Genomic DNA, 25,700 nt, shown 5'->3' with positions numbered 1-25,700 from the left:
CTTATGTTGGATGCTGAGCTATTATCGATATTGCTGCCAGCGTTAGTGGCTGGTTTGCTGGTGTTATCGACTCATGTGTTGTTAGGACAGCAAGTGCTTAAGCGCGGTATTATTTTTATCGACTTAGCCATTGCTCAAGTTGCAGCACTAGGGGCAATAGTCTCGCACATGGATCATAGTGTAGAAGATATGCCTTTTGTGCATGTGTGGATGCCAGCATTATTTGCGCTTGCAGGTGCTGGCGTGATTGCATGGATGGCTAAAAAGCTAACCGGTGAGCTTGAAGCAATGATTGGCTGCTTTTATGTGTTAAGTGCTGTGGCTGCCATGCTATTGCTGGCGAATGATCCCCATGGTGCTGAGCTGTTAAAGCAATTAATGTCTGGGCAGATTTTGTGGGTAAGTTGGTCGCAACTTGTGTTACCTGCAGTGGTGTCTGCTGCTATTTTAGCGTTAATTACGCTTAGGCCTCAGCTACTTGATGGTGCTGGTTTTTACTTTTTATTTGCGATAGTGATTACCTTATCGGTAGAGTTAGTTGGAGTGTACTTAGTGTTTAGCTCTTTGATATTACCGGCATTGGCGTTAAATAAATATACCGGTAAATCTAAGCTAGCCTGGGCATATGTTGTAGGAATCGTCGGTTATATTGCAGGGCTGTTATTGTCTGCAACTTACGATTTGCCCAGTGGCGCTGCGATTGTCGCGACGTTAGCGATCAGCGCGCTCGTGTTCAGACAGTTAATGAAACTTCGTTCGACCGCTGCTTAGCTATCCGCTTTGCTATGACATCAACCATGGGCCCTAACAGTGTTGCGTTTAGGGACTGTTGTATGGCTGTCACATAAAACGCGTTATTCTGCCCTGTATTGCAGGGCAGAGTATTTCAGCGTACATATGTAAACAAAATAATTGAGTCCCTAGACCTGCATGGTTATACTGTCGCCAATTATTTTGCAGGAGTATGCTGTGCTGCTTATCGTTCGTTCAATTATCCTCGCCGTGTTATTGTTTTTAGCCTTTGTATTTGCAATTGTTTTTTGTCTTATTAGACCAATGCATCGCGACAACGTACATGTCATAGCCAAGATTTTTTCATCTGTTGCCCCTGTGCTTGGTATTAAAGTGATCACCCGAACCAATCCAGTGAGTGACAAACAACAGCCGTGTATTTATTTAGCTAACCACCAAAATAACTTTGATTTATTTACCCATACTTCTGCCGTACCAAAGGGTACGGTGAGTTTAGGTAAAAAAAGTTTGGCGTGGATGCCATTGTTTGGCCAAATTTATTGGTTGTCGGGTAATATTCTGATTGACCGCAAAAACCGTCATAGTGCGTTTGATACTATGGCCAAAACCGTTGAAAAAATGAAAACCAAGCTGTTGTCTGTATGGATTTTCCCTGAGGGAACTCGCTCGCGTGGGCGTGGTTTATTACCTTTTAAAGTGGGAGCGTTTCACACAGCCATTAGTGCACAGGTGCCTGTAGTACCCGTCTTGGCGTCTTGTCAAAATCACATTAATTTAAATCGCTGGAATAACGGCGTGGTGATTGTTGAAATGATGGAGCCAATACCGACAGAAGGTTTGACTAAAAGTGATGTAAAAGCGTTTAGTGCGAAAGTGCATCAAGCCATGTCGACCAAGTTGGCTGAGATAAACCAGGAAGCATTAGCGTTAAATCAAAAAGTAACGACTAAACCTGAGTGATAAGTTCGCAACTTATTTGAGTTTGAGTATAATTGGCTAAAATTTTTGTGTTTATTAACGGAGTAATCCATGTCTGTCGAGCGTCAGTTAAAAGAGCAATTTGCTGAAAACCGCGAAATTGTTGATGCCTTACTTGCTGATGGTTCAGAGCCTGATGCGGAATATACAATTGAACATCATTTTTCTGCGACCAATTTTGATCGTTTAGAAAAAGCCGCTGTTGATGCATTTAAGCTTGGCTTTGAAGTTAACGATGCTGAAGAAATGGAACTTGAAGATGGTTCAGTTATTTTCTGTTTTGATGCGATTGCTTATCATAAACTGGAAGCGCCATTGCTTGATAAAGCCTGCGAACAGTTGATACAGCTCGCCGTGAAGCAAAAAGTGGATTATGACGGATGGGGCACTTACTTTGTTGGTGACGATGTTGATATGGATGACGAAGAAGATGATGAAGAGAACGCAGATTCGTTTCATTAATCGATACCGTTAACGTACTGATATAAAAAACGCTCATCATTGATGAGCGTTTTTTGTGCCGCTACAATTTAAAGCTATTTGAATACGATGCTCTTATTACGCCCTTGTTGTTTGGCGATATAGAGTGCTTTATCGGCTCCCGATAACCAGTTTGAACTGTTGTCGAGCTGTTCACTTAAATCGTTAATGCCTAAGCTCACCGTGACTTTGATTAGGCGGTTTTCAAAAGCAATTTCTGACTCTTCAATGCGTTTTCTTAACCGTTCAGTAAAGTGCAAGGCTTCTTCTGCTGTGGTTTTAGAGAGCACTACGGCAAACTCTTCACCACCATAGCGCCCGGCGCAATCGGTTTCACGTAGCGACTGTTTTAACAAATAAGCAATGTGCTGAATGACTTTGTCGCCAGCAGGGTGGCCATATTTGTCGTTGACCTGCTTAAAGTGATCAATATCAATCATTACCAAGGTTGAAGTGTCGCCATAGCGCGAATGACGTTCAAACTCTTTTTCCATGCAAATTTGCCAGTAACGGCGGTTGTGCAGTTGGGTTAAACCGTCTGTTTGGCTCAGCTCTTCTAATTGCTCATTGGCAGACTTTAATTGCAGCTTATTGACTGCAATGTCTGTTACGTCATAAACAATAATACTGATATGGGTAATTTCACCGGTTAACGATGCCAACGGCAATAGCGTGACGTTTTGAAACATAAAATCAGCACGACCCGTCACCGGACGATAGTTTTTAAACTTAAACACGTATGGCCGTTGTTCCCAGCTGATAAATGTACGGTTTTTTAATAAAAATACCGATTCCATTTTTTGTTTAAGCCAGTCGCCAGGTAAATCAGGAAACTTTTCGAACAGGTTGCCACCTTTAATAGAGTTAGGCGACACGCCACTGTGGTTTTCCATAAACCCGTTCCACAGCTGAATATTATAATCGCGATCAAGCACTACTAGGCCCACTTCAATGGTTTGTACCATATCAATTAGCCAGTGAAGTTCATTCATCGCACTTTGGTCATTAGACATAATTATTATCCGGCGTTAGTCGAGTAGGTAGCCAAGCTTGTAGTTAAGCGTAGGGATTGAGTCTTCAGTAAACAGCAGTAACAAGTCGCATTGAATGTTGTAATCTTCAATGCGGTAGTTAATTTCCATTGCCAGTGTGCGCTGCCATTTTTCTGAATTGTCGTGGATCAGTTCATTGACACTGCAATGCCTACCAAGTACCACGGGATGCGCCTGACTGAACTTCATATCAAGCTGTTCTGAGATGCCATTTAAAAAGGCGCCAATCAGCACGTTACCCGTGTCCATCATGACTTCAATTTCGGTATTAATGTCATCTGGGTTTTCTAACCCCATTAGCTTGGCCATGTCTTCGAAACTCGAATCATGGAACAGTAATAATGCTTCCCCAGCAATGCCCGCGCCAATAAAGCCCTGGCATAAGCCTGAGACTGTAGAGCTGCGCTCGGTGGCTTTTAATGCCATGGTGAGTTCACTGACTTCTAACACGTTGACATTAGGAATGGGGAGTAACACAAACACATCAAGAAGTTTGGCGAGTAAGTCTGCTGCACGCCCCATGGCAACGTTGGCAATTTCTTGACATGCATCGCGCATATCGACTTTTACCATTGGGGTGTCTTCGGTTTGCTGGCCTTGAGTCAGGGTGAGGATGCCGTACTCTTGTAAAATATTACTGATGGCATCAGCACTGACGGGCTTTTGAATAAAGTCGAGTGCACCTAAGGCTTTGACTCGTTCATGGGCTTTAATCTGAATGTCGCCCGAGACCACAATAATTAATGCGGGTAAATCTTGTTGTTGAACCGCTTGGAGCACTTCATAACCGTCCATGACGGGCATGTTAAGGTCGAGAAAGACGATTTCACCTTTGCCCGCACGGATAACGTCGAGGCCTTCGGCACCATTTGCAGCGTAGCTAATTTCTACATCCCAATCTTTGGGAAGGGTACGTGCCATTTGTTTTCTGGCTAATGCTGAATCATCACATATCAATATCGGTATGGTCATTGTGCCAAGGGTTCCTTAATTCGTCTTTTGGAAACACTCATTAAATCAACGGTGAGCGACACGAGACGTATCTTTATTATAAGACTGTTTTACAGTACTTTGTGTTTAATTGTTTATTATACGCAATTGTTAACAAAAATAGCGACCAAGGATAATTAAAAACAATTCTGTAACATAAAATGTGTTTTTGCTCTCATTTTGGTTTATCAAAAAGCTGATTAACAACCGCAACAACAGCTTGCACCGAAATTCATTCTAAATCATTTCTGCCCAAACAATATCATTTCACTGTAAAACTGTGGCAATAATTTGACCAATGTAACTATTTTGACAATAAATATTATTCCTACTAGGCGCAATGTCTTATATGGTAACCTAAAAACTGGACAGACCAGATAAACGGAAACTATTTATGGAAACGGATTTAGTCACACTTAATATTGAGCAAGGCATTGCCCATGTCTTCTTAAACCGCCCCAGTAAAATTAATGCACTCAGTTACGAGATGTTTAAAGCGATAGATAAGGTCATTAAACAATTGGCAAAAGATAAACGCGTCAATGCCGTTATTTTGTCGGGTGCTGAAGGTAATTTCTGTTCTGGACTCGATGTTAAGAGTGTGGCGAGTTCGCCAAGTAAAGCCGCTAAATTGTTATTTAAATGGTTACCTGGTAATGCCAATTTAGCCCAGCGAGTGTCTGTTGGTTGGCAGCGTTTACCCATCCCCGTGATTGCCGTTTTACAGGGCTGTTGTTATGGCGGTGGTACCCAAATAGCCTTAGGTGCAGATATTCGTATTGCCAGCCCTGAATGTAAGTTGTCGATTATGGAGGCAAAGTGGGGCCTGGTGCCAGACATGGCTGGGCTAGTTGCATTGCGCCAAATCATAGCCAAAGACAAAGCCTTAATGCTCACTTACAGCGCAGATATTTTGACCGCGCCACAAGCGCTTGAGCTTGGACTTATTAGTGAAATCAACGATGCGCCATATGAAACCGCACTCGTTTTAGCGCAAAAAATAATGCAGACATCTCCAGATGCTAATGCTGCCATTAAGCGCAGTATAAACCAAAGTTGGACTGGCACTGTGAGGAGCTTATTAGCGCGAGAGTCTTTGAGCCAAATTCGCTTATTAATGGGTAAAAATCGCGTTATTGCTGCGATAAGGCAAACTAAAAAGCCAGACAAAAACTATCAATCAAGACAGTCTTGGTGGTAACGCTTTGGCCGTGATGGCATAGGTTTTTTAAGCCCGAGTTAGCGGCCGATAGCGCTTCTTGAAAAGCCTTCAATTTGATTAAGGGCCTCTTCCCAGCCGCTTTGGTTGCTAAAATCTAAGCTCATTTGATATTGACGGTAATAACGTGGCGGTTTGACTTGATTATAGTTGAGCCGAGTGGGCGCTTCCATAATTGAAATCGGATGTGCGTCGTCTGATTGAATATCTAGAATAGGTAATGACATGGTCACTAATTGTTCTGCAATTGATTTTCGCTGACTCTGGGGGTCAATCAAATATTCGAATTCACGATATGGATTAACCACCACAAACACATCTGGATTAGGGATCTTTTTGTCATACAGCAAATTAGTCACCATGCCAGCACTGTCATCAATGGCAATTAAAATATTGGCACCGGGAAATAAACCTAATGTTGAGCCAAGCTGATTAATGGTCTCGCTGAGAGCCGCTTGTTGAAAATTACGCAGCTCGAGTAATTGTTCTGACGTGTATTTTGGGGTGCTTTTGTTGGTGCCTAGAGTCATTTGCTCCTCTCCGGCTTTACTTATATCTTCAGGTTTGGTGGCATAATTAGGGCGATAAAGTCCTTTTGCTGGGGTCAGAGTAATACTTGCCCAGCCGCGAGTGTTGATGTGGGTGCGCAAGTAATTGACCAAGCCGTTGGCATCGGCATCGGTATCTGACGGACCAATAATAACCATTGAGCCAAATTGCTTTTTGCTCTCCCACGAACGGACTAATATTTCGGTTTTTTTACCGTCGATAGTGACAAATTTAATTTCATTGGCGTTTAAGTGGGCATACTTTTGCTGCGCCGTTACCGCAGGGGCAACAACCCACAACCCGATTGCGATAAGCATTAATTGGCAAAATTGTATTGTGCGCACTAAAACCTCACTGTGAAATAAAAACAATAATGCCCTGAAAACAGGGCATTATCAAAGTACTAAATGTATTCCCTATTGCAATAGGGGTTACACATGGCTCACTAACACCATACGGATGGCATCAAGCTGTAACTGGCTATTGTCCATGTAGTCAGTTAACTCGACCATTTGATTGCGAATATAGTCTAGCTCATCCTCGCGAATGTTCGGGTTAACGGCTTTTAGGGCTTCAAGTCGTTCAAGCTCACCGGTCAATTGCTGGATCATTTTAGCCCTTGCATCCGAGACTAAATCGTTAAGCGCTTGCTTGGCGTGTTCTTCACCTTTAGCAAATAACGGGTGCAAAATAGGCTGTGATGCATTAACCAACTTACTGGCAATGTGTCGGTTAACCGCGCTAAGTTGCTTATCAAAGCTAGCATAGTCGACTTTATCGGACATGTTTAAGCCATTTTTGTCTAGCAATATACGGATAGGCGTAGGCGGTAAATAACGGTAAAGCTGAGTAGATTTAGGGGCTGATGCATCTGCCATGTAAATCAATTCTAAAAACAATGTGCCTGCTGGTAGCGCTTTGTTTTTAAGAATGGCGACGCTAGTGGTACCAGTTTCTGAACCTGTGATTAAATCTAAGCCGGTTTGCACTAACGGATGTTCTTGCGAAATAAACGCAATATCATCACGCGACAAGGCGGTGTTACGGTCAAACGTCACTGTTACACCGTCTTCATATAAACCAGGATATGTCGGGAACATCATGTGCTCGCTTGGGCGTAAAATAATCGAGTTTTCACCGCGATCTTCTTGATCAACACCAATAATATCCCATAAGCGAATAACCGAACCAATTAAGTGGGTGTCGTTGTCGCTGTCTGACAAACGTTGAATTAACGCATTAGCACGCTCGCCACCATGTGAGTTGATTTCTAGCAGCTTATCGCGGCCTTGCTCCATGGCATGCTTGAGTTCTTTATAGCGATGCTGAGTATGGTTAAGTAATTGCACCATGGCATCTTCGTCATCGTTGCTAAGTACGTCAATGAGTTCGTCGGCAAACTCACCAAATAGCACATGACCACTTGGGCAAGTTAACTCAAATGCATTAAGACCTTCGTGATACCAACGCATTAAACGCTCTTGTGCTGTGTCACTCAAGTACGGCAAATGTATTTGAATGTCATTAATCTGGCCGATACGGTCTAAACGGCCAATACGTTGCTCAAGCAAGTCAGGGTTGAGTGGCAAGTCGAACAACACAAGGTGGCTCGCAAACTGGAAGTTACGTCCTTCAGAGCCGATTTCAGAACAAATTAATGCCTGGGCACCGCCTTCTTCTTGGGCAAAGTAAGCACCGGCTTTGTCGCGCTCTATGATTGACATACCTTCGTGGAATACGGTGGCCTGGATCCCTTCGCGGGTGCGTAAGGCTTCTTCAAGGCTTAATGCCGTTTCAGCTTGGCTGGCAATAATCAGCACTTTTTTGCTGCGATGATTTTTTAAGAAATCGATTAGCCAATCCACGCGAGGATCAAATTTCCACCAACTGGCGCTGTCGTTTTCAAAGGCTTGATAAAGCTTTTCTGGGCTTAATGCCTGTACTGCTTTAGCCTGGGCAGTTTTGGCGCTGCCCATCATGGCATTGACCCGCTCTGCGGTAACATATTGCTCGGGCATCTTTTGCGGATAAGCATTAAAGAAACGCGTAGGGAAACCCTTTACCGAAGCGCGGCTGTTACGGTAAAGCACGCGGCCTGTACCGTGACGGTCTAATAATTCTTGTAATAAGTCTTGGCGCGCGGCTTGTTGTAGCTCGCTATCAACGTCTTTTGCCTGAATTAAGCGAATGCTTGGTTCAATGTCTTTTTCGCTGAGTAATTCGGTTAAGCTGTTAATCGCACTGTCGGGCAACTTAGCGTCTTTACTTAATGCTTCAGCTGCTTCGGCCACGTCTTTATAGCTCGATTCTTCTGCTAAAAATGCGTCGTAATCATAAAAACGATCCGGATCGAGCAGGCGCAAACGCGCAAAGTGGCTTTGATGGCCGAGCTGATCTGGCGTTGCGGTTAATAACAATACGCCTGGCACCACTTCACTTAATGCTTCTACGATTTGATAGGCACGGCTTGGCGCGTCTTCAGACCATTCTAAATGATGTGCTTCGTCGACAACCATTAAGTCCCAGTCAGCGTCTAAAGCTTGCTCTAGGCGCTTTTTCTTACGCAGTAGGTCAAGTGAGCAAATGATTAACTGTTCGGTATAAAATGGGTTGTCATTGTCGGCATAGGCTTCAACACAGCGGTCTTCGTCAAATACTGAAAAGCGCAGGTTAAAGCGGCGCAGCATTTCAACTAACCACTGATGGCGCAGAGTGTCTGGCACGATAACTAAAATACGTTCAGCGCGACCGGTGAGTAACTGCTGATGAATAATCAGGCCAGCTTCAATGGTTTTACCTAAACCGACTTCATCGGCCAGTAATACACGCGGCGCATAACGACGACCGACTTCGTGGGCAATCCACTGCTGGTGGGCAATAAGGCCAACACGTGGTCCTTGCTGGCCCAGTAAATCTGAAGTGGCAAGTTTATGACGCAATAACTGACATTGGTAACGCACACCAAAACGCTCTAAGCGATCGATTTGCCCTGCAAATAAACGATCTTGTGGCTTATTAAAACGAATATTATGGCTCAGCATTGTTTCGCGTAGGCTGACGATTTCTTGGGTTTCACTGTGAATCCCGTGATAAATCACCAATTGGCTTTTTTCTTCAACCTCATTGATGGTGATACTCCAGCCTTCACCGCTTTCTACGGTGTCACCGGGGTTAAAAATAACCCGAGTTAAGGGAGCTTCACTACGAGAAAACATCCGGTTTTCTCCAGTGGCAGGGAACAGCAGCGTAACCATGCGGCCTTCAATTTGAACGACGGTTCCTAATCCGAGCTCCGACTCGGTATCACTAATCCAGCGTTGACCTAAAGCAAAAGGCATCTTTAATTCTCTATTTGAAGCGGGGGAAACAAAAAGGGGGCGTATGTTAAACCAATCCCATCCAGATTGAAATTTTAGCATTGATTTATCTACCAGTTGGTTGTTTTTAGTGCAAGTTGACATTTCAGTGTCATATTGACGTCATAGTGTGGAGGGGCTGCTGACCTTTTACGAGTAAAGGGCGTGAATATTTTATTGAGTTATTGGGTGGCCAATGTCATAGTGATTTAGGCGAGTCGGATGCTAAAGATGGCTGCCTGTTTTCAATAATGAAGTAAATTATCCTTTTATGTTAAGCGTTTAAGTCGATACATTGAAATCAATTGATTGAGAGCACACTGGAGGCGCCATGGAACTAAACGACAAAAAGTTGTTTGTACTGGATACCAACGTGTTACTGCATGAACCTTTAGCGATATATTCGTTTAAAGAACATGACGTAATTATCCCGATGACTGTGTTAGAGGAACTTGACAGTATTAAGGACCGAAAGCGCGATGTGAGTCGCGATGCTCGAGTCGCCATACGAGCATTAGAGGATATTCTTGGCGGCCCGACAACACCGGAGCAAATTTTAAAAGGCGTTGCACTCCCCACCCGCGAAGAACACACTGAAGTCTCTGGCCATTTATCCATATTTCCTGACCATCAAATTGAATTTATTATCGGCTCACTTCCCGGTGACAATAACGATAACCGCATCATCAATACCGCACTGCATTTACAAAAAATTCATTCACCTCGAACTGTCGTCCTTGTCACTAAAGACATCAATATGCGCTTAAAGGCTAAAGGAGCCGGTATTGAGCGTGTTGAAGATTATCGCACTGACCAACTTATTGACGATATTCGCTTTTTAGCCAAAGGCTTTTATCAGTTTGCGGATGACTTTTGGCAAAATGTCGACAACGTGTCGACAGATCGTAAAGGGAGGCACACTGTGCATCAGGTGCCGCTTGAGCATTTAGTTAATGAACATTATTACCTTAATCAATATCTTATTGATGAAAGTTCAGATTTTTGTGGTCGAGTTGCGAATAAAACCGATAAACATCTGGAGATTATTGACCGCGGACGCGATCGTTTATTGCATCATGAAGCATGGGGGGTAAAGCCTAAAAACGTTTATCAAGGTATGGCGCTTGATGCACTGCTTGATCCTGACATTGAGTTGATTATTCTTACAGGGCCTGCGGGATGCGGTAAAACCTTACTTGCCATGGCGGCCGCATTAGAATTAGTGGTTGAGCGCAAAATGTATGACAAGGTGATTGTGACACGCAATACCCCAGAAATTGCCGAGTCCATTGGTTTTTTGCCGGGTACCGAAGAGGAAAAAATGGCACCTTGGTTAGCGGCGATTACTGACACGCTTGAGGTGCTGCATAAAAATGATGTTAATCCCACTGGCAGCGTTAATTATATTATGGAAAAAGCCAATATTCAGTTTAAGTCGATAAACTTTATGCGCGGGCGTTCAATTCAAAATTCTGTGGTGATTTTAGATGAGTGTCAAAATCTGACTGCCTCACAAATTAAAACCATGATTACCCGAATGGGTGAGGGAACTAAGCTGATTTGTAGCGGCAACTTAGCGCAAATTGACTCAACCTATTTAACCGCTGTGACCTCGGGATTAACTTATATGGTAGAGCGGTTTAAAGACTTTGAGGGCAGTGCTAATATTTACTTAAATGGCGTGGTTCGTTCGCGCTTAGCGGAGTTTGCGGAAGAGCATTTGTAGTCTGCTGTGTCGTGGTGTATTCATTTAGCGACAAACAAATAAGGTTGTCTAGGTAACCTTATTTTTTAATATCTGTATTTTATTCTATGATTACAGTGTTGTTTTTGAGGTTGGACAAGTCATTAATAGATCATTATTACATGTGCTTGAGCTTGTCTTCCTGATATCATAATCATTCGTTTTTTTATTGCCTATTTTTTGGTGCTATTCGTTCGACAGCGCGTTATTTTCCGCTGTATCAAGGGTTGTTAATGAAACCGACTGAGCCAGATTTACAGCTAAAATCCCCTATTCAACGCAATTATAACCAAGCGGTGTTTTACACTTATATTGGGGTGATTGTTATGGCCTTGTTGTCGGCCGGCATGATGTTTGAACGCCAAAAAGAACAACAAATTTATCAACGAGAAGAACAAGTTGCTCGGCATGTGTTGCAAATTGATTTATTACTTGAGTCGAGTATTCGGGCGGTTAAGAGTTTGCGAGATGTCGCGGTTGACCACCTTCGCCTAGGTGAGTTTGTACGAAAAGACAGGCTGCCAGAATATGAGAAATTTAACGAGGATGGTCAATATTTTACCCTAGAGCCCAATTACGGCAAAAGTGATGTGCCTTTTACCAATATGGGCCGAATTACCGGTGCAGGGTCGCTTAATGAGCGCTCTGAAAGCTTTTATCAAGAACTTGAAATGTTGTTTGAATTGTCTTTATCGTTCCCTGTAGCGAAAGAAGCCGCCCCAAAAGCCTCGTCAATTTACTATATTTCAAAACGGCGAATGATGTCATTTTACCCTTGGGAAAATAACGATCTGCGCTTTAGGGAGGAACTTCTTAACAAAAAACAATTCCAGCTTTCTACACCTTCGATGAACCCACAACGCAGCGTGTTTTGGAGCGAAGCCTATATCGACTCGGCCCATCAAGGGTTAATTACCACCTTAGGCTTACCGGTATATTTACAGGATGATTTTTTAGGTTCAATTAACCTCGACATGACCTTGTCGTCATTAGACAAGCAAATTCGCACCTATTTTAAAATGCCTGGTACGGTTATTTTGCTTGATCAACAGAACAATATTTTGTCGCACAGTGATTTTGATTCTAATGAAATGAACAAGGTGTTCCACATCAGCCAACGTATTCCGGCGGCGCTGCACTCCTTATCAGAATCTGAACTGTTTGATGCCCATGAAGGGATCATTCGTAATGGTTACTACATTCACTCTGTCGCCTTACATAATGCGCCATGGCGCTTGCTGTATTTACAAGATGAAGACGACTTGTTTAAAGACTCATGGGACAAGTTACAACTGAGCTTTTTACTGGTGGTATTAGCATTGTCGTTGCTAGTAACCATTGTGCATTGGCAAACTCGCCGTGCGTTTGTGAGCCCAGCATCGCGCTTATTAACTCACCTTGAAGCCTGTTCGCAAGAGCCCATTCGCCCGCCAGAAAAAATCACTCAAGGTTGGGAGCCTTGGTTTGCACTGGTAAGTCGTATTTTTGAAGAAAACCGTCAATATACGCATCACTTAGCTGAGCAGAATAAACGCTTAGATAACTTAGTAGCCAGGCGTACTCAACGTTTACGCGAAACCACCGAGCGGCGTGAACGTGAATATGCTTTACTGCGATCGCTCATTGACTCGATCCCAGAAGCCATTGTGTTTAAAGACAAAGAAGGCAAATACTTAGGCTGTAATAAATCAGCAGAGCGTATGCTAGGTTACAGCGAAAACGAAATTATTGGCTTAACCTCATCTGAAGTCGTGAGCCCAGAACAGGGTGAGCGTATTCGTGAAGAAGACAAAAAAGTGCTCGCGCAGCAACACTCATTGCGCTATCAAGAGCGAGTTAATATTGAAGGAAAACCAGTATTACTTGACACCTTTAAATTACCGTTTTACAACCGCCGCGGCGATTTGCTCGGGTTAATTTCGGTATGGCGTGACATTACCAAAGAATATGATGCCGCAGAGCAACTGCGTATGTCAGAGCAACGCTATCATTTGGCGATGGACGCGGTAGAAGATGGATTGTGGGATTGGTATATCGATTCAGAACAAATTATTTGTAACCCAGCGTTTTACTCGATGCTTGGCTACCAAGCACATGAGTTTCCGCCATTATTAGCTTCGATTGATCAGCTTTGTCATCCCGACGATCGTGAGCGAGTACAACAATACCGTAATAACTATGTGGAAAACCCAAAAGGCACATATGAAATTGAATTCAGAATGCTGGGTAAAAATAAGCAATATTATTGGGTGTTGTCACGTGGACGCGCGGTTGAGTTTACCGATAGTGGCCGCAGTAAGCGTATGTTGGGTACTCACAAAGATATTACCAAACAAAAGAGTAATGAAGTTGCCCTGTTAGAAGCCAAGCAAGATGCTGAATTAGCCAATATGTATAAGAGTGAGTTCTTGGCAAATATGAGTCATGAAATTCGCACGCCAATGAATGCCATTATTGGTATGGTGCAATTAGCGCAGCGTACAAATTTGACCCCCCAACAACAAGATTATCTCAATAAAGCCGGATTCTCGGCGCAATCATTACTGCGGATTATTAACGACATTTTAGACTTCTCTAAGATTGAAGCCGGTAAATTAGAATTAGAACGTGTCGCGTTCCCATTAGATGAAGTACTAGACCATGTTATTGATATCAATGCGATAAAAGCTCAAGAGAAGGGGGTCGAATTATTACTTTATGCCCCTGTTACCGCAGGGCTTATTTTAAATGGCGACCCACTGCGTTTAGGTCAGGTATTAGTTAACTTATTGTCCAATGCTGTTAAGTTTACCCAAGCCGGTGAGGTTGAACTCGGTTGTGAAGATGTGGGTGAGCGTGATGATCGGATCACCATGAAGTTTTGGGTGCGTGATACTGGTATTGGGATCAATAAAGATCAGCAAGCCGTGTTATTTGATGCATTCTCACAAGCCGACGGTTCCACCACTCGCAAATATGGCGGCACAGGATTAGGGTTATCAATCAGTAAGCATTTGGTGTCAATAATGGGCGGCACCATGCAAGTTGAGTCTGAAAATAATGTCGGCAGTACGTTTAGTTTTACCATCAGTTTTGAAATCGCAGAAGAGCAGGTTATTGAGCCGTTAGTGGTGCCAGAGCAGTTAAATAATCTCATGACCTTGGTGGTGGATGACAATCCAAGTGCATTGCAAATGTATTCTACCTTAATGAAAGACTTCAGCTTTGGCGTTGATACTGCAGATAACGGCCAAAAAGCCTTAGATATTTTGCGTAAAAAGCCTATTGATTTGCTACTGCTTGACTGGATAATGCCAGAAATGAATGGCAGCGATGTGATTAGCGCATTAGATGATATGGTGAGTAAAGGCGAGATAGCCAAGCGCCCGGTTATTATTTTGATGACGGCGTATGCTGCTGAGCCTTTGGATGCTGAACTGGCTAAAGATACTGTGTATGCTGTGTTACAAAAGCCATTTAAAGCCTCTGATTTATTTGACGAAATTATCAGTGCTTTTGCTAAAGAGCCGAAGCTCAATGCTATGCCAGTGGCTAAAGCAGACGAGCCTAGTAAAGACTCTGGATTAATTTTATTAGTCGAAGATAACTTTATTAACCAGCAAGTGGCCTCTGAACTGCTTAAAAGCGCAGGTTATGAAGTGGTCATTGCCGATAACGGCCAGGTTGCGCTTGATGTGATAGATTCTCAGCCGTTTGATGCGGTATTGATGGATATTCAAATGCCCGTGATGGATGGGTTAACCGCCTCAATAGAGCTGCGCAAGCGATATACCAAAGAGCAAATGCCTATTATCGCGATGACTGCCCATGCCATGTCGGGTGACCGCGAAAAAAGCCTTGGTGCAGGTATGAATGCACACATTACTAAACCCATAGTATTAACTGAGCTATTTGAAACGTTATCGCATTGGATAACCTATAAAAATAATCATAAAAACGATTAGCAGAAACTCAATTAATAAAAGCAGGATAAACACGACAGGGAGAAAATTTATGATCCGCCGCAGTATTCCATTGGCACTTTTGCTGGCCATCGCGCCAGCAACATTCCTTTCAGACGCTGCGGTTGCCGCTAGCGATCCAGCGCAAAAAATTATCAAACAGGCACAAACTTCCGAAGGTTTTATTAACCTGTTTTATGATGCCAAAGCGGGTCAGTTGTATCTTGAGGCCAACAAACTCAATCAGCCTTTTTTAATGCTTACCAGCTTACCCCATGGTGTGGGTTCTAATGATATTGGGTTAGACCGAGGCCAATTAGGGCTGACACGCATGGTGCAGTTTGAGCAACATGGGCCTTATTTAATCCTCAAGCAGCTTAATACCGATTATCGTGCCTCAAGCGATAATGTTGCTGAACAACAAGCCGTTACTCAAGCCTTTGCTGAGTCCATTTTGTGGCGAGGTAAATTAGTTGAAGGCAAAAAAGCCATCGTGGCTATTAATGACCTAGTGATTAATGATTTACACGGTGTTGCCGACGTACTTGAAGCACGAAAACAAGGCCAATATCGCTTAGACCCAGAGCGTTCAGTTATTTTGCCTGAAGGGATTAAATCGTTTGAGCGCAATGCCGATGTTGACGTTAATTTAACTTTCAACACCAGCAAGGCAGGCAAACAGGTTACCGAAGTGACTCCCGATGCAAAGTTTTTATCTGTACGTTTGCGTTATTCATTTGTGCAACTTCCTGATGAAGGTTTTGAACCGCGAAGCTATCACCCAATGAGTGGTTATCTGTCGGATCAATATATCGATTATTCTGCCGCCGTTGACCAGCCACACGTAAAACGCCACTTACTTAAACACCGTTTACAAAAAGTCACCCCAGGTGATACTCCAAGTCAGGTTGTTGAACCGATTGTGTACTATGTTGACCCAGGCGCACCAGAGCCTATCCGTGGTGCTCTATTAGCGGGAGCGCGTTGGTGGCAAGATGCATTCACTGCAGCAGGTTTTATTGATGGTTTTAAAGTGGAACTATTGCCTGAAGGCGCAGATCCACAAGATGTGCGTTATAACATGATCCAATGGGTGCACCGTGCAACGCGCGGTTGGTCATATGGTGCAGCGGTGACCGATCCGCGCACCGGAGAAATCATTAAAGGCAATGTGACGCTAGGCAGTTTACGAGTACGCCAAGATCATCTCATCGCCCGCGGATTAACCGCAGGTTGGCCCGACCGTCAAGCCGCCAGTGAGGCCGCAATGGCATTATCGCTGGCACGCATTAGACAGCTAGCAGCGCATGAGATTGGTCACACGCTTGGGTTAGCTCATAACTTTGCCGCATCAACTAATAACGATGCTTCTGTAATGGATTACCCTCATCCATACGCCAGCATTGAACGTGACCAGATTGATATTAGCCAGCCTTACCGTGAAGGTATTGGCGAATGGGACAAATACACCATTGCCTATGGTTATGGCTCGCCTACTCAAACGGACAGTTTATTAGCGTCCACATTAGAGGGTGGTTTTCGGTATATTGGCGAGGCGGACTCTCGTCAAGCGAGTGCAAGCCACGCATATGCGAGCTTATGGGATAGAGGTAACGATGCCGTTGCTGAGTTACAGCGCCTAGAAACCGTGCGTCTTAAAGCCATTGCTGAGTTTAATTCAGATGCGTTATTGGCCACCGATCCTAAAGGCGAACTGGCAGATGTATTTGTACCTATTTATTTACTGACCCGTTATCAGATAGAAGCCGCCGCAAAATGGATTGGCGGTGCTGATTATAGCTATCAACAAGTGGGCTCTGGTGTACGCTGGAGTTATCTTCCTCCCAAAATGCAACTTGCCGCTTTAGATACACTGCTTAGCAGTTTGCAAAGCCGAAGCCTCGTTATCCCCACCAATGTGGTGCAAGCTCTAGTGCCTAAAGCGGGTAACTACCGCAAAACGCGCGAAAGCTTTGGCTCAAACCTTGGTGTGATTAGCGATCCGGCCACCATGGCTGAAATGTTAAGCCGCCATATTGTCAGGGTGATATTAACGCCTGAACGTTTAAATCGTGTTAATCAGGCTTACATGGAAGACAGTTCTCAACTGTCGGTAGTTAAACTGATTGATAAGCTTGCCGCGGCCAGTTTATATCAAGATTTACCTAACGGCTCTGAGCTTGTCGTCCAAATGCGCGTCAATACTGTGGTGGTCGATGCCATGTTAGCAGCCTATCGTGATGTAAAAACGACCCCTGAAGTAAAGGCTCAGTTAGCCGCACGCTTTGACTATATTGTTAAACAGTTAAAACGCCGCAGTAACCGTGGTAGTGATTATCAATCGGCCCATTATGACTGGTTATATAAAGGCATTATGAAAGGTTTAGAGCAGCCAGAGTTTACCTTGATTAGCAAGCCTGTGGCCATGCCTCCGGGGTCGCCGATTTAGTCTGTAGCGATAGTCTTAACTTAAAGATAGAGATAAAACGCGATCGTTATGATCGCGTTTTTTATGATTGCGATGGCTCGTGTCGATCAAAGGCTTTGGGGTTTTTAGGATAAAAGCGATCGGCTTTACGATCTAAATGGCTAAATTGGCGGGTGTTTCGGTATGGTAGCTTCATAAAGCCAGAAATACCATGACCCTGGATTTTATTGGCATGGGAAATAATACGGTCAAGACACGCCCTAAATGCTGCTTGTTTACGAGGGTTAAGTAAGCGTAAATAGCTGTGGATTTTTAAATGGTTAGGCAGTGCTTCAAAAATGATACACCCGGTGTGATGTATTTGGTTTAACCAGCCAAGTTCGGTCATAATTTCAGGCGGTAATTCGAGGTTTTCTTCAGGATCTTTGCCGTCTTCAAAGTATGAATGAAGCCTAGATTTATCCTCTAAGGTTGGCACATCGCCGACTTCAAAAGGTAACTGTAATTCACCAGTGATGATGTATTCATGTTCGGTACTTTTTCGCTCTAAATGCAAGGTGTCTTTGGCGTTAAAAAAACAAGCTTTAAACACCCCAATGCGTTTAATTCCTCGAGCCATAGTCACCATGTTATTCACCGCTAGGGTCAATGGGGCTTTGCAATCAGGGTCATAAAAGGCCAAGTTTGAGTCGATAAACACCCCGGTTTCTTGCCAGTGGATCACCAGCCCGCCCACGATAGGGTATTGTGCTAGCCGACTGAGTGCGGCAATAAAGCCTTTTTCGGTATCTGCCATGCCCACCATAAAGTTGCGATAATATTTTTCTAATTGTACGTCGTCCATTTTTGCTACGGGGTCTTGGTTATTGTGTTCCTTTAAAAATGATTTACGCGAGCTGTAACTGACCGTTTCAACTGTTTTTGAGCGAGGCTGTGCCCACAGTGGAATGTCGGGAACTAGTGGTGGTTCTGGTAAAATGGGTAGATGCATGTGATGGCTATGGCGCAGGCTTGTTAAAAAGTAATCACCAGCCTGTCTGCGTCGCGCTTCGTCATCGCCCAGCATTGCATCTAAGGTTTTGGCTAGTTCGATGGGTAAACCAATGCTGGTGGCTGGAATAACCTTTGTGCCAAAGCGACTAATTTGTCCAGACGCCAATGCGTATAAGGTTGCAGCTGCACCTTGTTCGTCAAACCTTGGGGTTGATAATGCGCCACTGAGTTGTTCTTCACCAATAAAATACACATCGCCCATGCGTGCATTGGTGTGTTGTTGGTCGCTAGATAACAACGACATGACATTATCATCTACCGCACGGTTATGTTCATCGCGCTGGGCAAAAACTGCTGAGCCCCAATCGATTAACGACAGTTTGTCTGTTTCGATGTCATACACTAAATTTGATGGCTTAATATCGCCGTGTACCAGCGGTTTGCCTTTGCGTAAATAATACAAAATATTGGCTAATTGCCTTGCAATGCTCACTACCATCACCGGCGGTAATGCGCCTATACGCAGGCAGATTTTATCTAAATCTTCACCGTGCGCTCGCTCCATAACGAGAATACCTTGCTTGCCGACACGCTCAAACTTGATGGCACTAGGTACATTTGGGTGTTTAACCTGGCTGAGCATATAGGCTTCTTCTTCGAGCCTATCTTGAACACTTTGCGGTAAGTTAACTCGTGAAAACTTAAACACATGAGACTGACCGTATTCGTTAATGCCGGCAAATACAAAACCGTAAGCCCCTTTACCAATAAATTCGATTTGCTGATATCCCAGCTTACTGAGCTGTTGCTTACACAAGCGAACCCACGCTTTATGTTTACGCGCATCATTGGCACTCAGTAAGTAAATAGACTGCTCTTCGTTAATGTAAAAGTGCTGTAGCTCTGGTGTTTGCAAGGTAACCCCTTTTTAATTATCTCTCCATTAAACCTTGATTAACCCTCGTGCGGCAAGTGCTTCCTATCTAAAAAAATACGATATGTAAACCTTGACCTACGTCAAATCAAAATCAATCAACACTCGGTAGTATTAACAATAAGATCACTTAACGCTTTTAGCAGAGGTTGCTATGCCTAATATTGATAAAGCACAACTTATTCCGCTATTTCATTTTCCTCGCTCTCGAATTTTACAATCGATGGAAGTGACTCATTGCCCTCATGCTGTGTTTTTTAACCACAGTGATGAAGAATGCATTACCTGCCATCAAGGTGAAGAGTGCCTATGGATTAATCATAATGATGAAATGGTCGCATTAGAAATGAAATCTGTTGAAGAGCTTAAACAGCAATTGTTGATAGCCGTAGATTTTATTGATTCTAATTTGAGCCCTCATCATATGTCGCGCCGTAAATGTCAGTGTGAAAATTGCCGCTGGTTAAGACAAGTGCAATCGACCTTGGATGGCAAGGCATAAGTTGCATCTGTTTTTTTTAGTCTTTAAAGTAGCCTGCAATATTGGTTAATAGACTAAAGAGAGCATCATGGAACCGAGCTTTTGGCATCAAAAATGGCAATTACAACAAATTGGTTTTCATCAACAACAGGTTAACCCGTTTCTTGTTAAATACTGGCCAGGTTTGGCAATAACAGAAACCAGCAATGTGTTTGTACCATTGTGCGGTAAATCGCTAGACATGTGTTATTTGGCTGAACTTCGCCATGGCGTATTGGGCTGTGAATTAAATCCATTAGCGGTTGAACAGTTTTTTAACGAAAACGACTTACCTTGCCTGGTCGAGCAAATCGCAGAGCATAATGTTTTTTGTGCAGACGAAGTTAGAATTTATCAGGGCGATATTTTTACATTACCAGAATCGTTAACCGCTGATATTGGTGGTTTTTATGATCGCGCCGCATTGATTGCCTGGCCAGAAGCGATGCGTCAACAATATGCGGTTGCCTTAGCAAGACTTATCCCCGCGAATGTGAGCGGTTTGCTGATTACTCTAGACTACCCACAAGATACCTTAAAGGGCCCACCGTTTGCTGTCAGCCCAGATTGGGTTGAAACTCATTTAGCCCCCTATTTTACCGTTGAATTACTCGAGTGTACCGATGTGCTTGCCGATAACCCTCGCTTTGTTAATAAGCAGGTGCCTTGGTTAAATGAAGCGGTATATAAGCTGACGCGTAAAGCGTAACGATGACAAACAGCAAGACACAAAAAAACCTACGATAAAGTAATCGTAGGTTTTTTTATTTGTTGCAACTGCTTAGTGGTATTCGCGCAGGGTAATTTTTGGGCGAAGGTCTACTTCACCATCGGCATAAATCGCAGCGATATCGTCTTGTTGACTAATCACGGCCACAGGCCCGGTGAGCATGTTGCGAACAAACAGTAGGCGATATCCAAATCGATGCAAATCATACAATGCGAGTTTTTGATCTGCTGTCGTTAAATCCCAGTGTTCATCATGTTTTAGTACTTCCGTGTTACGACGATCGTTAATTTGATATGCGACCTGAGTCATAATCCTTTTCACCTAAGTTATCTGGATTGCAGAAAAACGTAGCTAAGTTATTTACCTCATTAGGTTTTAGCTTAACGAGCCCAAGGTTGAATATTTACAAACGTTAATTTGTAAATTCACAAAGGTTACTATAGCAATAAAACTTTAGAATGATAGTTCTTTAAGCTTGTTTTGCATAAAAAATCGCACTTTTTGCCAAAAATATGCTTAATATCCCATAAGTAATGATATTTTTAGAGATTTTAAGCATTTAAGCATTTAAGCTTCAGGTTCTGCTAAATGCTAATTTCAACGATTGAGGTTGCAAATGCATTTAGCCGATCGGTTTTTTGAACGGTTAAATATTCTATTTTAAGTATTTTTCCATTGAGTATATAACCTACCACTGAGCTTGATCGTTGCCGTTTTATCGCTGCAAACGAAGTTCTTACCTCATCAAACTTCAATGAAACAAAATCCATTGATCCACCTGCGTTAAAGTGGGTGATGGGTAAACGGCTAAAAGTGATATGGCAACACATTGCGAGTTTTAGGCTCTTTTTATTAAATAGCATCTATACTTTACACGTGATTAAACTCGGCATGCTGTTGGCACAAGGGTTAAATAGGTCATTGAGTTTTAATGATATTTTCTGGGAATAAAAAATTATAATTTGTGCATAAAAATTCGTTGCGTATTGGGTGAAAATATCGTTTACTGCGCATGTTTTTACAAACCCCAAAACGCACTATATATTGCCCAACTAACAGGAGGCACTGGCCTAATGAGCCAATTTCAATCGATTGATGTTGCAGATTATTATGACAAGGACACGTTTGACCGCATTGAGGCATTTGCTAAAGATAAGCCAACGCCATTTGTAGTTATTGACACCCAAATCATTGCGAAACAATACGATGACATGGTTAAGAATTTTCCTTTCGCAAACGTTTATTATGCGGTTAAGGCAAATCCGGCCAAAGAGATTTTGACTTTGCTGCGTGACAAAGGCTCGAACTTTGATATCGCCTCAATCTATGAACTTGAAATGGTGACTTCTATTGGCGTATCAACCGATCGAGTCAGTTACGGTAACACCATTAAAAAGCGCGTTGATGTACGCTCTTTTTATGAGCAAGGAGTACGCATGTTTGCCTCTGACTCAGAAGCCGATTTACGTATGATTGCTGAAGAAGCTCCGGGCGCCAAAGTGTATGTGCGTATTTTAACTGAAGGCACACATACGGCAGATTGGCCTTTATCACGTAAGTTTGGTTGCCAAAATGAAATGGCTTACGATTTATTGGTATTGGCAAAAGAGCTTGGCCTACAGCCACACGGTATTTCGTTCCATGTGGGTTCACAGCAGCGTGATATTGGTGCGTGGGACTCAGCCATTGGTAAAGTCAAAAGTATTTATGACCGTTTAAAAGAAGAACACGGCATTGTACTGAAGATGATCAACTTAGGTGGTGGTTTCCCTGCCAACTATATGGATAAAACCAATGAACTAGGTGTTTACGCACAGCAGATTAAGCACTTTTTAGAAGAAGATTTTGGTGATGAGTTACCTGAAATCATTTTAGAACCTGGACGTTCATTAATTTCGAATGCAGGGGTATTGGTGTCTGAGGTGGTGTTGATTTCTCGTAAATCACATACCGCACTCGAGCGTTGGGTATTTACCGATGTCGGTAAGTTTTCAGGGTTAATTGAAACCATGGACGAAGCGATTAAGTTCCCTATCTATACTGAACGTAAGGGTGAGCTAGATAAGTGTGTTATTGCCGGCCCAACCTGTGATAGTGCTGACATTATGTATGAGCATTACAGTTATGGTTTACCAACCGATTTAGCCATTGGCGATCGTATGTATTGGTTAACTGCTGGAGCTTATACCACCACTTATTCCGCAGTGTGTTTTAATGGCTTCCCACCGTTAAAAGACTATTATCTGTAATCAGATTACCTTGAGTCAAAAAGGACGCTTAGCGTCCTTTTTTGTTTCTCGGTTTTAGCAAGTTGACGTTAACTTGATGTAAATCACGTTAATGCTTTTTAAAATAGATAAATCATTTGTTGTTTTTAACGGCTTTCAACTATGCTCAAGTACATGTATTTGGTGGGAATAGGTCATATATTGGTAATATTTTAACGAAACAATATTAACTATTATGAATTTATATGTGATCAAGTTAACCTTATCCTCCTAAAGACTAGGTTAAAGTCTGGGATATAAGAATTTAATATTCAAAAATGAAAGGGGTTTTCAAAATGTCCGATGTATTTCACTTAGGATTAACCAAAAAAATGTTAGATGGTGCAACCTTGGCAATCGTTCCTGGTGATCCAGAACGTGTTAAGCGTATTGCGGAGCTAATGGACAACGCAACATTCCTTGCTAGCCATCGTGAATACACTAGTTACTTAGCTTACATCGATGGTAAGCCAGTGGTTGTGTGTTCAACTGGTATTGGTGGTCCTTCAACCTCTATCGCAGTAGAAGAGTTAGCACAGCTGGGTGTGACAACTTTCTTACGCGTTGGTACTACAGGCGCAATTCAACCGCATGTTAATGTTGGTGATGTGATTGTGACTCAAGCTTCAGTCCGTTTAGATGGTGCTAGCTTACATTTTGCTCCACTTGAGTTTCCTGCAGCAGCAGATTTTACTTGTACAACGGCTATGGTTGCAGCATGTCGTGACGCAGGTTTAGAACCACATATTGGTATTACCGCATCTTCTGATACTTTCTATCCGGGTCAGGAGCGTTACGATACTGTTTCAGGTCGAATCACTCAGCGTTATGTTGGCTCTATGAAAGAGTGGCAGTCAATGGGCGTGCTGAACTATGAAATGGAATCAGCAACGTTATTCACTATGTGTGCAACTCAAGGTTGGCGCGCAGCATGCGTTGCGGGTGTAATTGTAAACCGTACACAGCAAGAAATTCCTGATGAAGCTACAATGAAGAAAACCGAAGTTAGTGCGGTATCTATTGTTGTTGCAGCAGCGAAAAAACTACTTTAATTTCCTTTGCAGGTGTTATCGTAAATCAATAAAAAAAGGTGCATCGGCACCTTTTTTGTTGATTCATTTTTGCTAATTAGAAATGATATTGGGCGATAATTGAGTAAGTATTTTGGTCAACACCATTAACACCGTACTTGCTCTGCCAGTAATCGTACTCAAAACCCACGAGCAATTTATTTTGTTTGTGCTCGCCAAATAAGCTTTTGCCTAAATCGTATTTAATCTGTGGATTAAAGTGCAGGTTTTCATCGTAGCCGTTGTTGTCAGCAATAAATACCCAATCAATATAGCCGTCAATAATAATATTGGCATTGCCGATAGGCATGTCGATTCTAAAGACAGGAGTAAACTGCCAACCATCGCTGATGTTGCCGTTGCTGATTGCATCACGACGATAAGTGTTCAGTTGTAAGTAGCTGAAAAATGGCATGTCAAAATCGACACCGACACCGTACAGCATGCTTTCAACAGGGCCATCACCGTGCTCGTAAGTTAAGGCAATAGACATATCCTTAATCGCACCAAACTCAACTGGCTCACCAAGTATTTTACTGGCACTAAAACGCGGTGAAATTTCACCATAATGGCTGTTATCGTCACCACCATTGTTGCCATTAAAGTTGATAAAATCGTGAAAAATAAACCCATCACCGTAAGTCCAACCGCCGGCAACTTCTAATGTGATGGTGGTTTGTCTGTCTGATGGTGCCAAGTCATAGTCATCACCGTGTAATACGGTTGCACTGGCATCCCACCATTGGATTACATCATTGGCTAAAACAGTCGGTGAGGCAATTAATGCAGCTAAAAAGCAGATTTTTTTCATTTTAAGTCCGGTTATAAAGTCAGTTGTAATGCATCTGTATGGCAAATTTTACATCAATCGAGAACTAAATTTAGCGGGTATTATTCTAGATTGTGCACAATGGGGCGCAATATATTCAAAATTGATAATGAGCACAATAAAAACAATGATAAATCGTGAGGTTTCAGTGTTTTGTTTGCCGAAAAGTCTCTTTTTGAAATTCTGCTTATCATGATGTGACATCAAACCTTGGGATAACTGGTTGATACTGTTATGTTACTGAATGTTGATGAGCCGTTTACACTATGCGTAATGAATATTTGACATAATATGTCGCATTAATAAAAACCAGCTGATATAGTGAATACAAGGCATGCTCATTTTATGAGGAGGATTTATGGAGCTTTCTAATCCGATTGCGGTTTGGCTCGTGCTAGGGCTGTTATTAATGCTGTCGGAAATTATTGTTCCGGGAGGCATCGTCATTTTACTTGGCGCAGCCTGTGTGATTGTTGCTTCAGCGTTAGCGCTGGGGATCATTGAAGGTTTTGTGCAAAGCATGACGCTTTGGTTTATGGCTTCAATGGTGTTGTTACTGAGCTTTAGGCACGTAACGCAACGTTTGGTCGGGGGTGATTCCCATGTCGCTAATACCGATGAAGAAGTCGATTTATACAATCAAGTCGCCACCGTAAAAGAAGCCATTGGCCCAGGGCAACAAACAGGCAGAATCCATTGTTTTGGTTCAGATTGGGTTGCGTTGGGTGATGGAACAGAAATTAAAGTCGGTACTAAAGTGAGAATTATATGCCGCGATAACATCGGTTTTGTGGTTGAACCCATTATCGACTCAATATAGGTTTACAGGGGTTAGGGAAGCGTAAACCACATTTTAATAAAGGAGTG

20 protein-coding genes are annotated in these 25,700 nt (G+C 42.9%); 12 read left to right on the top strand and 8 right to left on the bottom strand.

The annotated features are described in order from the left end of the window. Positions 1-3 precede the first annotated feature (3 nt). The 3 genes from IEY42_RS06985 to rraB all read left to right on the top strand — a co-directional run bounded on the left by IEY42_RS06985 (position 4) and on the right by rraB (position 2,193). Entirely contained in the window at positions 4-771 is a 768-nt protein-coding gene (locus tag IEY42_RS06985) for a metal ABC transporter permease (protein ID WP_188924588.1), read from the top strand. Between the two features lie 198 nt (positions 772-969). After that, on the top strand, positions 970-1,713 hold the full coding sequence (locus tag IEY42_RS06980; RefSeq protein ID WP_188924587.1) for a 1-acylglycerol-3-phosphate O-acyltransferase: 744 nt from the start codon (positions 970-972) through the stop codon (positions 1,711-1,713). A 69-nt stretch (positions 1,714-1,782) separates the two neighbouring features. Beyond that, entirely contained in the window at positions 1,783-2,193 is a 411-nt protein-coding gene (rraB, locus tag IEY42_RS06975; RefSeq protein WP_188924586.1) for a ribonuclease E inhibitor RraB, read from the top strand. 74 nt (positions 2,194-2,267) lie between these two features. Here rraB and IEY42_RS06970 read toward each other — a convergent pair whose 3' ends face one another. Beyond that, on the bottom strand, positions 2,268-3,224 hold the full coding sequence (locus tag IEY42_RS06970; protein WP_188924585.1) for a sensor domain-containing diguanylate cyclase: 957 nt from the start codon (positions 3,222-3,224) through the stop codon (positions 2,268-2,270). A 15-nt stretch (positions 3,225-3,239) separates the two neighbouring features. Beyond that, complete coding sequence (locus tag IEY42_RS06965; protein ID WP_188924584.1) at positions 3,240-4,235, bottom strand: response regulator; 996 nt, start codon at positions 4,233-4,235, stop codon at positions 3,240-3,242. 412 nt (positions 4,236-4,647) lie between these two features. On the opposite strand from IEY42_RS06965, the gene IEY42_RS06960 reads away from it, so the two are divergent. Beyond that, positions 4,648-5,454 carry a crotonase/enoyl-CoA hydratase family protein gene (locus IEY42_RS06960; protein WP_188924583.1) on the top strand — a complete coding sequence of 269 codons (807 nt, stop codon included), beginning with the start codon at positions 4,648-4,650 and terminating at the stop codon, positions 5,452-5,454. Between the two features lie 38 nt (positions 5,455-5,492). On the opposite strand, the gene IEY42_RS06955 is transcribed toward IEY42_RS06960, so the two are convergent. Further along, positions 5,493-6,365, bottom strand: a complete 873-nt coding sequence (locus IEY42_RS06955) for a DUF3530 family protein (RefSeq protein ID WP_229779954.1) — start codon at positions 6,363-6,365, stop codon at positions 5,493-5,495. A gap of 87 nt (positions 6,366-6,452) precedes the next feature. Then, positions 6,453-9,359: an RNA polymerase-associated protein RapA gene (gene rapA / locus IEY42_RS06950; protein ID WP_188924582.1), complete on the bottom strand. Its 2,907-nt coding sequence runs from the start codon at positions 9,357-9,359 to the stop codon at positions 6,453-6,455. A gap of 349 nt (positions 9,360-9,708) precedes the next feature. On the opposite strand from rapA, the gene IEY42_RS06945 reads away from it, so the two are divergent. The 3 genes from IEY42_RS06945 (at position 9,709) to IEY42_RS06935 (ending at position 17,511) form a co-directional block, all read left to right on the top strand. After that, positions 9,709-11,103, top strand: a complete 1,395-nt coding sequence (locus tag IEY42_RS06945) for a PhoH family protein (protein WP_188924581.1) — start codon at positions 9,709-9,711, stop codon at positions 11,101-11,103. A 251-nt stretch (positions 11,104-11,354) separates the two neighbouring features. Then, positions 11,355-15,065, top strand: a complete 3,711-nt coding sequence (locus IEY42_RS06940) for a response regulator (RefSeq protein WP_188924580.1) — start codon at positions 11,355-11,357, stop codon at positions 15,063-15,065. A 49-nt stretch (positions 15,066-15,114) separates the two neighbouring features. Then, a complete protein-coding gene (locus tag IEY42_RS06935) occupies positions 15,115-17,511 on the top strand; it encodes a zinc-dependent metalloprotease (protein ID WP_188924579.1) in 2,397 nt (798 codons plus the stop codon). A gap of 61 nt (positions 17,512-17,572) precedes the next feature. Here the strand turns inward: IEY42_RS06935 and IEY42_RS06930 are convergent, their stop codons facing one another. Then, on the bottom strand, positions 17,573-19,399 hold the full coding sequence (locus IEY42_RS06930) for a protein kinase domain-containing protein (protein WP_188924578.1): 1,827 nt from the start codon (positions 19,397-19,399) through the stop codon (positions 17,573-17,575). A 172-nt stretch (positions 19,400-19,571) separates the two neighbouring features. On the opposite strand from IEY42_RS06930, the gene IEY42_RS06925 reads away from it, so the two are divergent. Continuing rightward, positions 19,572-19,919 (top strand): hypothetical protein, encoded by a 348-nt coding sequence (locus IEY42_RS06925; RefSeq protein WP_188918240.1) that lies wholly within the window; start codon positions 19,572-19,574, stop codon positions 19,917-19,919. A gap of 67 nt (positions 19,920-19,986) precedes the next feature. Beyond that, complete coding sequence (locus tag IEY42_RS06920; RefSeq protein ID WP_188924577.1) at positions 19,987-20,646, top strand: thiopurine S-methyltransferase; 660 nt, start codon at positions 19,987-19,989, stop codon at positions 20,644-20,646. A gap of 72 nt (positions 20,647-20,718) precedes the next feature. Here IEY42_RS06920 and IEY42_RS06915 read toward each other — a convergent pair whose 3' ends face one another. Both IEY42_RS06915 and IEY42_RS06910 read right to left on the bottom strand, forming a co-directional pair. Next, positions 20,719-20,976 carry a hypothetical protein gene (locus IEY42_RS06915; RefSeq protein ID WP_188924576.1) on the bottom strand — a complete coding sequence of 86 codons (258 nt, stop codon included), beginning with the start codon at positions 20,974-20,976 and terminating at the stop codon, positions 20,719-20,721. Positions 20,977-21,251: 275 nt separating this feature from the next. Next, a complete protein-coding gene (locus IEY42_RS06910) occupies positions 21,252-21,437 on the bottom strand; it encodes a hypothetical protein (RefSeq protein WP_188924575.1) in 186 nt (61 codons plus the stop codon). A 303-nt stretch (positions 21,438-21,740) separates the two neighbouring features. On the opposite strand from IEY42_RS06910, the gene IEY42_RS06905 reads away from it, so the two are divergent. Together IEY42_RS06905 and udp are read left to right on the top strand one after the other, a co-directional pair. Further along, entirely contained in the window at positions 21,741-22,916 is a 1,176-nt protein-coding gene (locus IEY42_RS06905) for a type III PLP-dependent enzyme (RefSeq protein WP_188924574.1), read from the top strand. A gap of 314 nt (positions 22,917-23,230) precedes the next feature. Next, on the top strand, positions 23,231-23,986 hold the full coding sequence (udp, locus tag IEY42_RS06900; RefSeq protein WP_188924573.1) for a uridine phosphorylase: 756 nt from the start codon (positions 23,231-23,233) through the stop codon (positions 23,984-23,986). A 76-nt stretch (positions 23,987-24,062) separates the two neighbouring features. Here udp and IEY42_RS06895 read toward each other — a convergent pair whose 3' ends face one another. Next, positions 24,063-24,815, bottom strand: coding sequence for an outer membrane protein OmpK (locus IEY42_RS06895; RefSeq protein WP_188924572.1), 753 nt, complete (start codon positions 24,813-24,815; stop codon positions 24,063-24,065). A 376-nt stretch (positions 24,816-25,191) separates the two neighbouring features. Here IEY42_RS06895 and IEY42_RS06890 point away from each other — a divergent pair, with 376 nt between their 5' ends. Further along, a complete protein-coding gene (locus IEY42_RS06890) occupies positions 25,192-25,653 on the top strand; it encodes an NfeD family protein (RefSeq protein WP_188924571.1) in 462 nt (153 codons plus the stop codon). The last annotated feature ends 47 nt before the right edge of the window (positions 25,654-25,700 follow it).

The sequence above is a fragment of the Shewanella algicola genome (genome assembly GCF_014648035.1).
Lineage (GTDB): Bacteria > Pseudomonadota > Gammaproteobacteria > Enterobacterales > Shewanellaceae > Shewanella > Shewanella algicola.
This window is presented reverse-complemented; position numbering and strand designations above follow the sequence as displayed.

Coding starts and splice junctions, on each gene's coding strand:
- IEY42_RS06985 (WP_188924588.1), top strand. CDS start 4: ATGTTGGATGCTGAGCTATTATCGATATTGCTGCCAGCGTTAGTGGCT.
- rraB (WP_188924586.1), top strand. CDS start 1,783: ATGTCTGTCGAGCGTCAGTTAAAAGAGCAATTTGCTGAAAACCGCGAA.
- IEY42_RS06970 (WP_188924585.1), bottom strand. CDS start 3,224: ATGTCTAATGACCAAAGTGCGATGAATGAACTTCACTGGCTAATTGAT.
- IEY42_RS06965 (WP_188924584.1), bottom strand. CDS start 4,235: ATGACCATACCGATATTGATATGTGATGATTCAGCATTAGCCAGAAAA.
- IEY42_RS06960 (WP_188924583.1), top strand. CDS start 4,648: ATGGAAACGGATTTAGTCACACTTAATATTGAGCAAGGCATTGCCCAT.
- rapA (WP_188924582.1), bottom strand. CDS start 9,359: ATGCCTTTTGCTTTAGGTCAACGCTGGATTAGTGATACCGAGTCGGAG.
- IEY42_RS06945 (WP_188924581.1), top strand. CDS start 9,709: ATGGAACTAAACGACAAAAAGTTGTTTGTACTGGATACCAACGTGTTA.
- IEY42_RS06940 (WP_188924580.1), top strand. CDS start 11,355: ATGAAACCGACTGAGCCAGATTTACAGCTAAAATCCCCTATTCAACGC.
- IEY42_RS06935 (WP_188924579.1), top strand. CDS start 15,115: ATGATCCGCCGCAGTATTCCATTGGCACTTTTGCTGGCCATCGCGCCA.
- IEY42_RS06925 (WP_188918240.1), top strand. CDS start 19,572: ATGCCTAATATTGATAAAGCACAACTTATTCCGCTATTTCATTTTCCT.
- IEY42_RS06920 (WP_188924577.1), top strand. CDS start 19,987: ATGGAACCGAGCTTTTGGCATCAAAAATGGCAATTACAACAAATTGGT.
- IEY42_RS06915 (WP_188924576.1), bottom strand. CDS start 20,976: ATGACTCAGGTCGCATATCAAATTAACGATCGTCGTAACACGGAAGTA.
- IEY42_RS06910 (WP_188924575.1), bottom strand. CDS start 21,437: ATGGATTTTGTTTCATTGAAGTTTGATGAGGTAAGAACTTCGTTTGCA.
- IEY42_RS06905 (WP_188924574.1), top strand. CDS start 21,741: ATGAGCCAATTTCAATCGATTGATGTTGCAGATTATTATGACAAGGAC.
- udp (WP_188924573.1), top strand. CDS start 23,231: ATGTCCGATGTATTTCACTTAGGATTAACCAAAAAAATGTTAGATGGT.
- IEY42_RS06895 (WP_188924572.1), bottom strand. CDS start 24,815: ATGAAAAAAATCTGCTTTTTAGCTGCATTAATTGCCTCACCGACTGTT.
- IEY42_RS06890 (WP_188924571.1), top strand. CDS start 25,192: ATGGAGCTTTCTAATCCGATTGCGGTTTGGCTCGTGCTAGGGCTGTTA.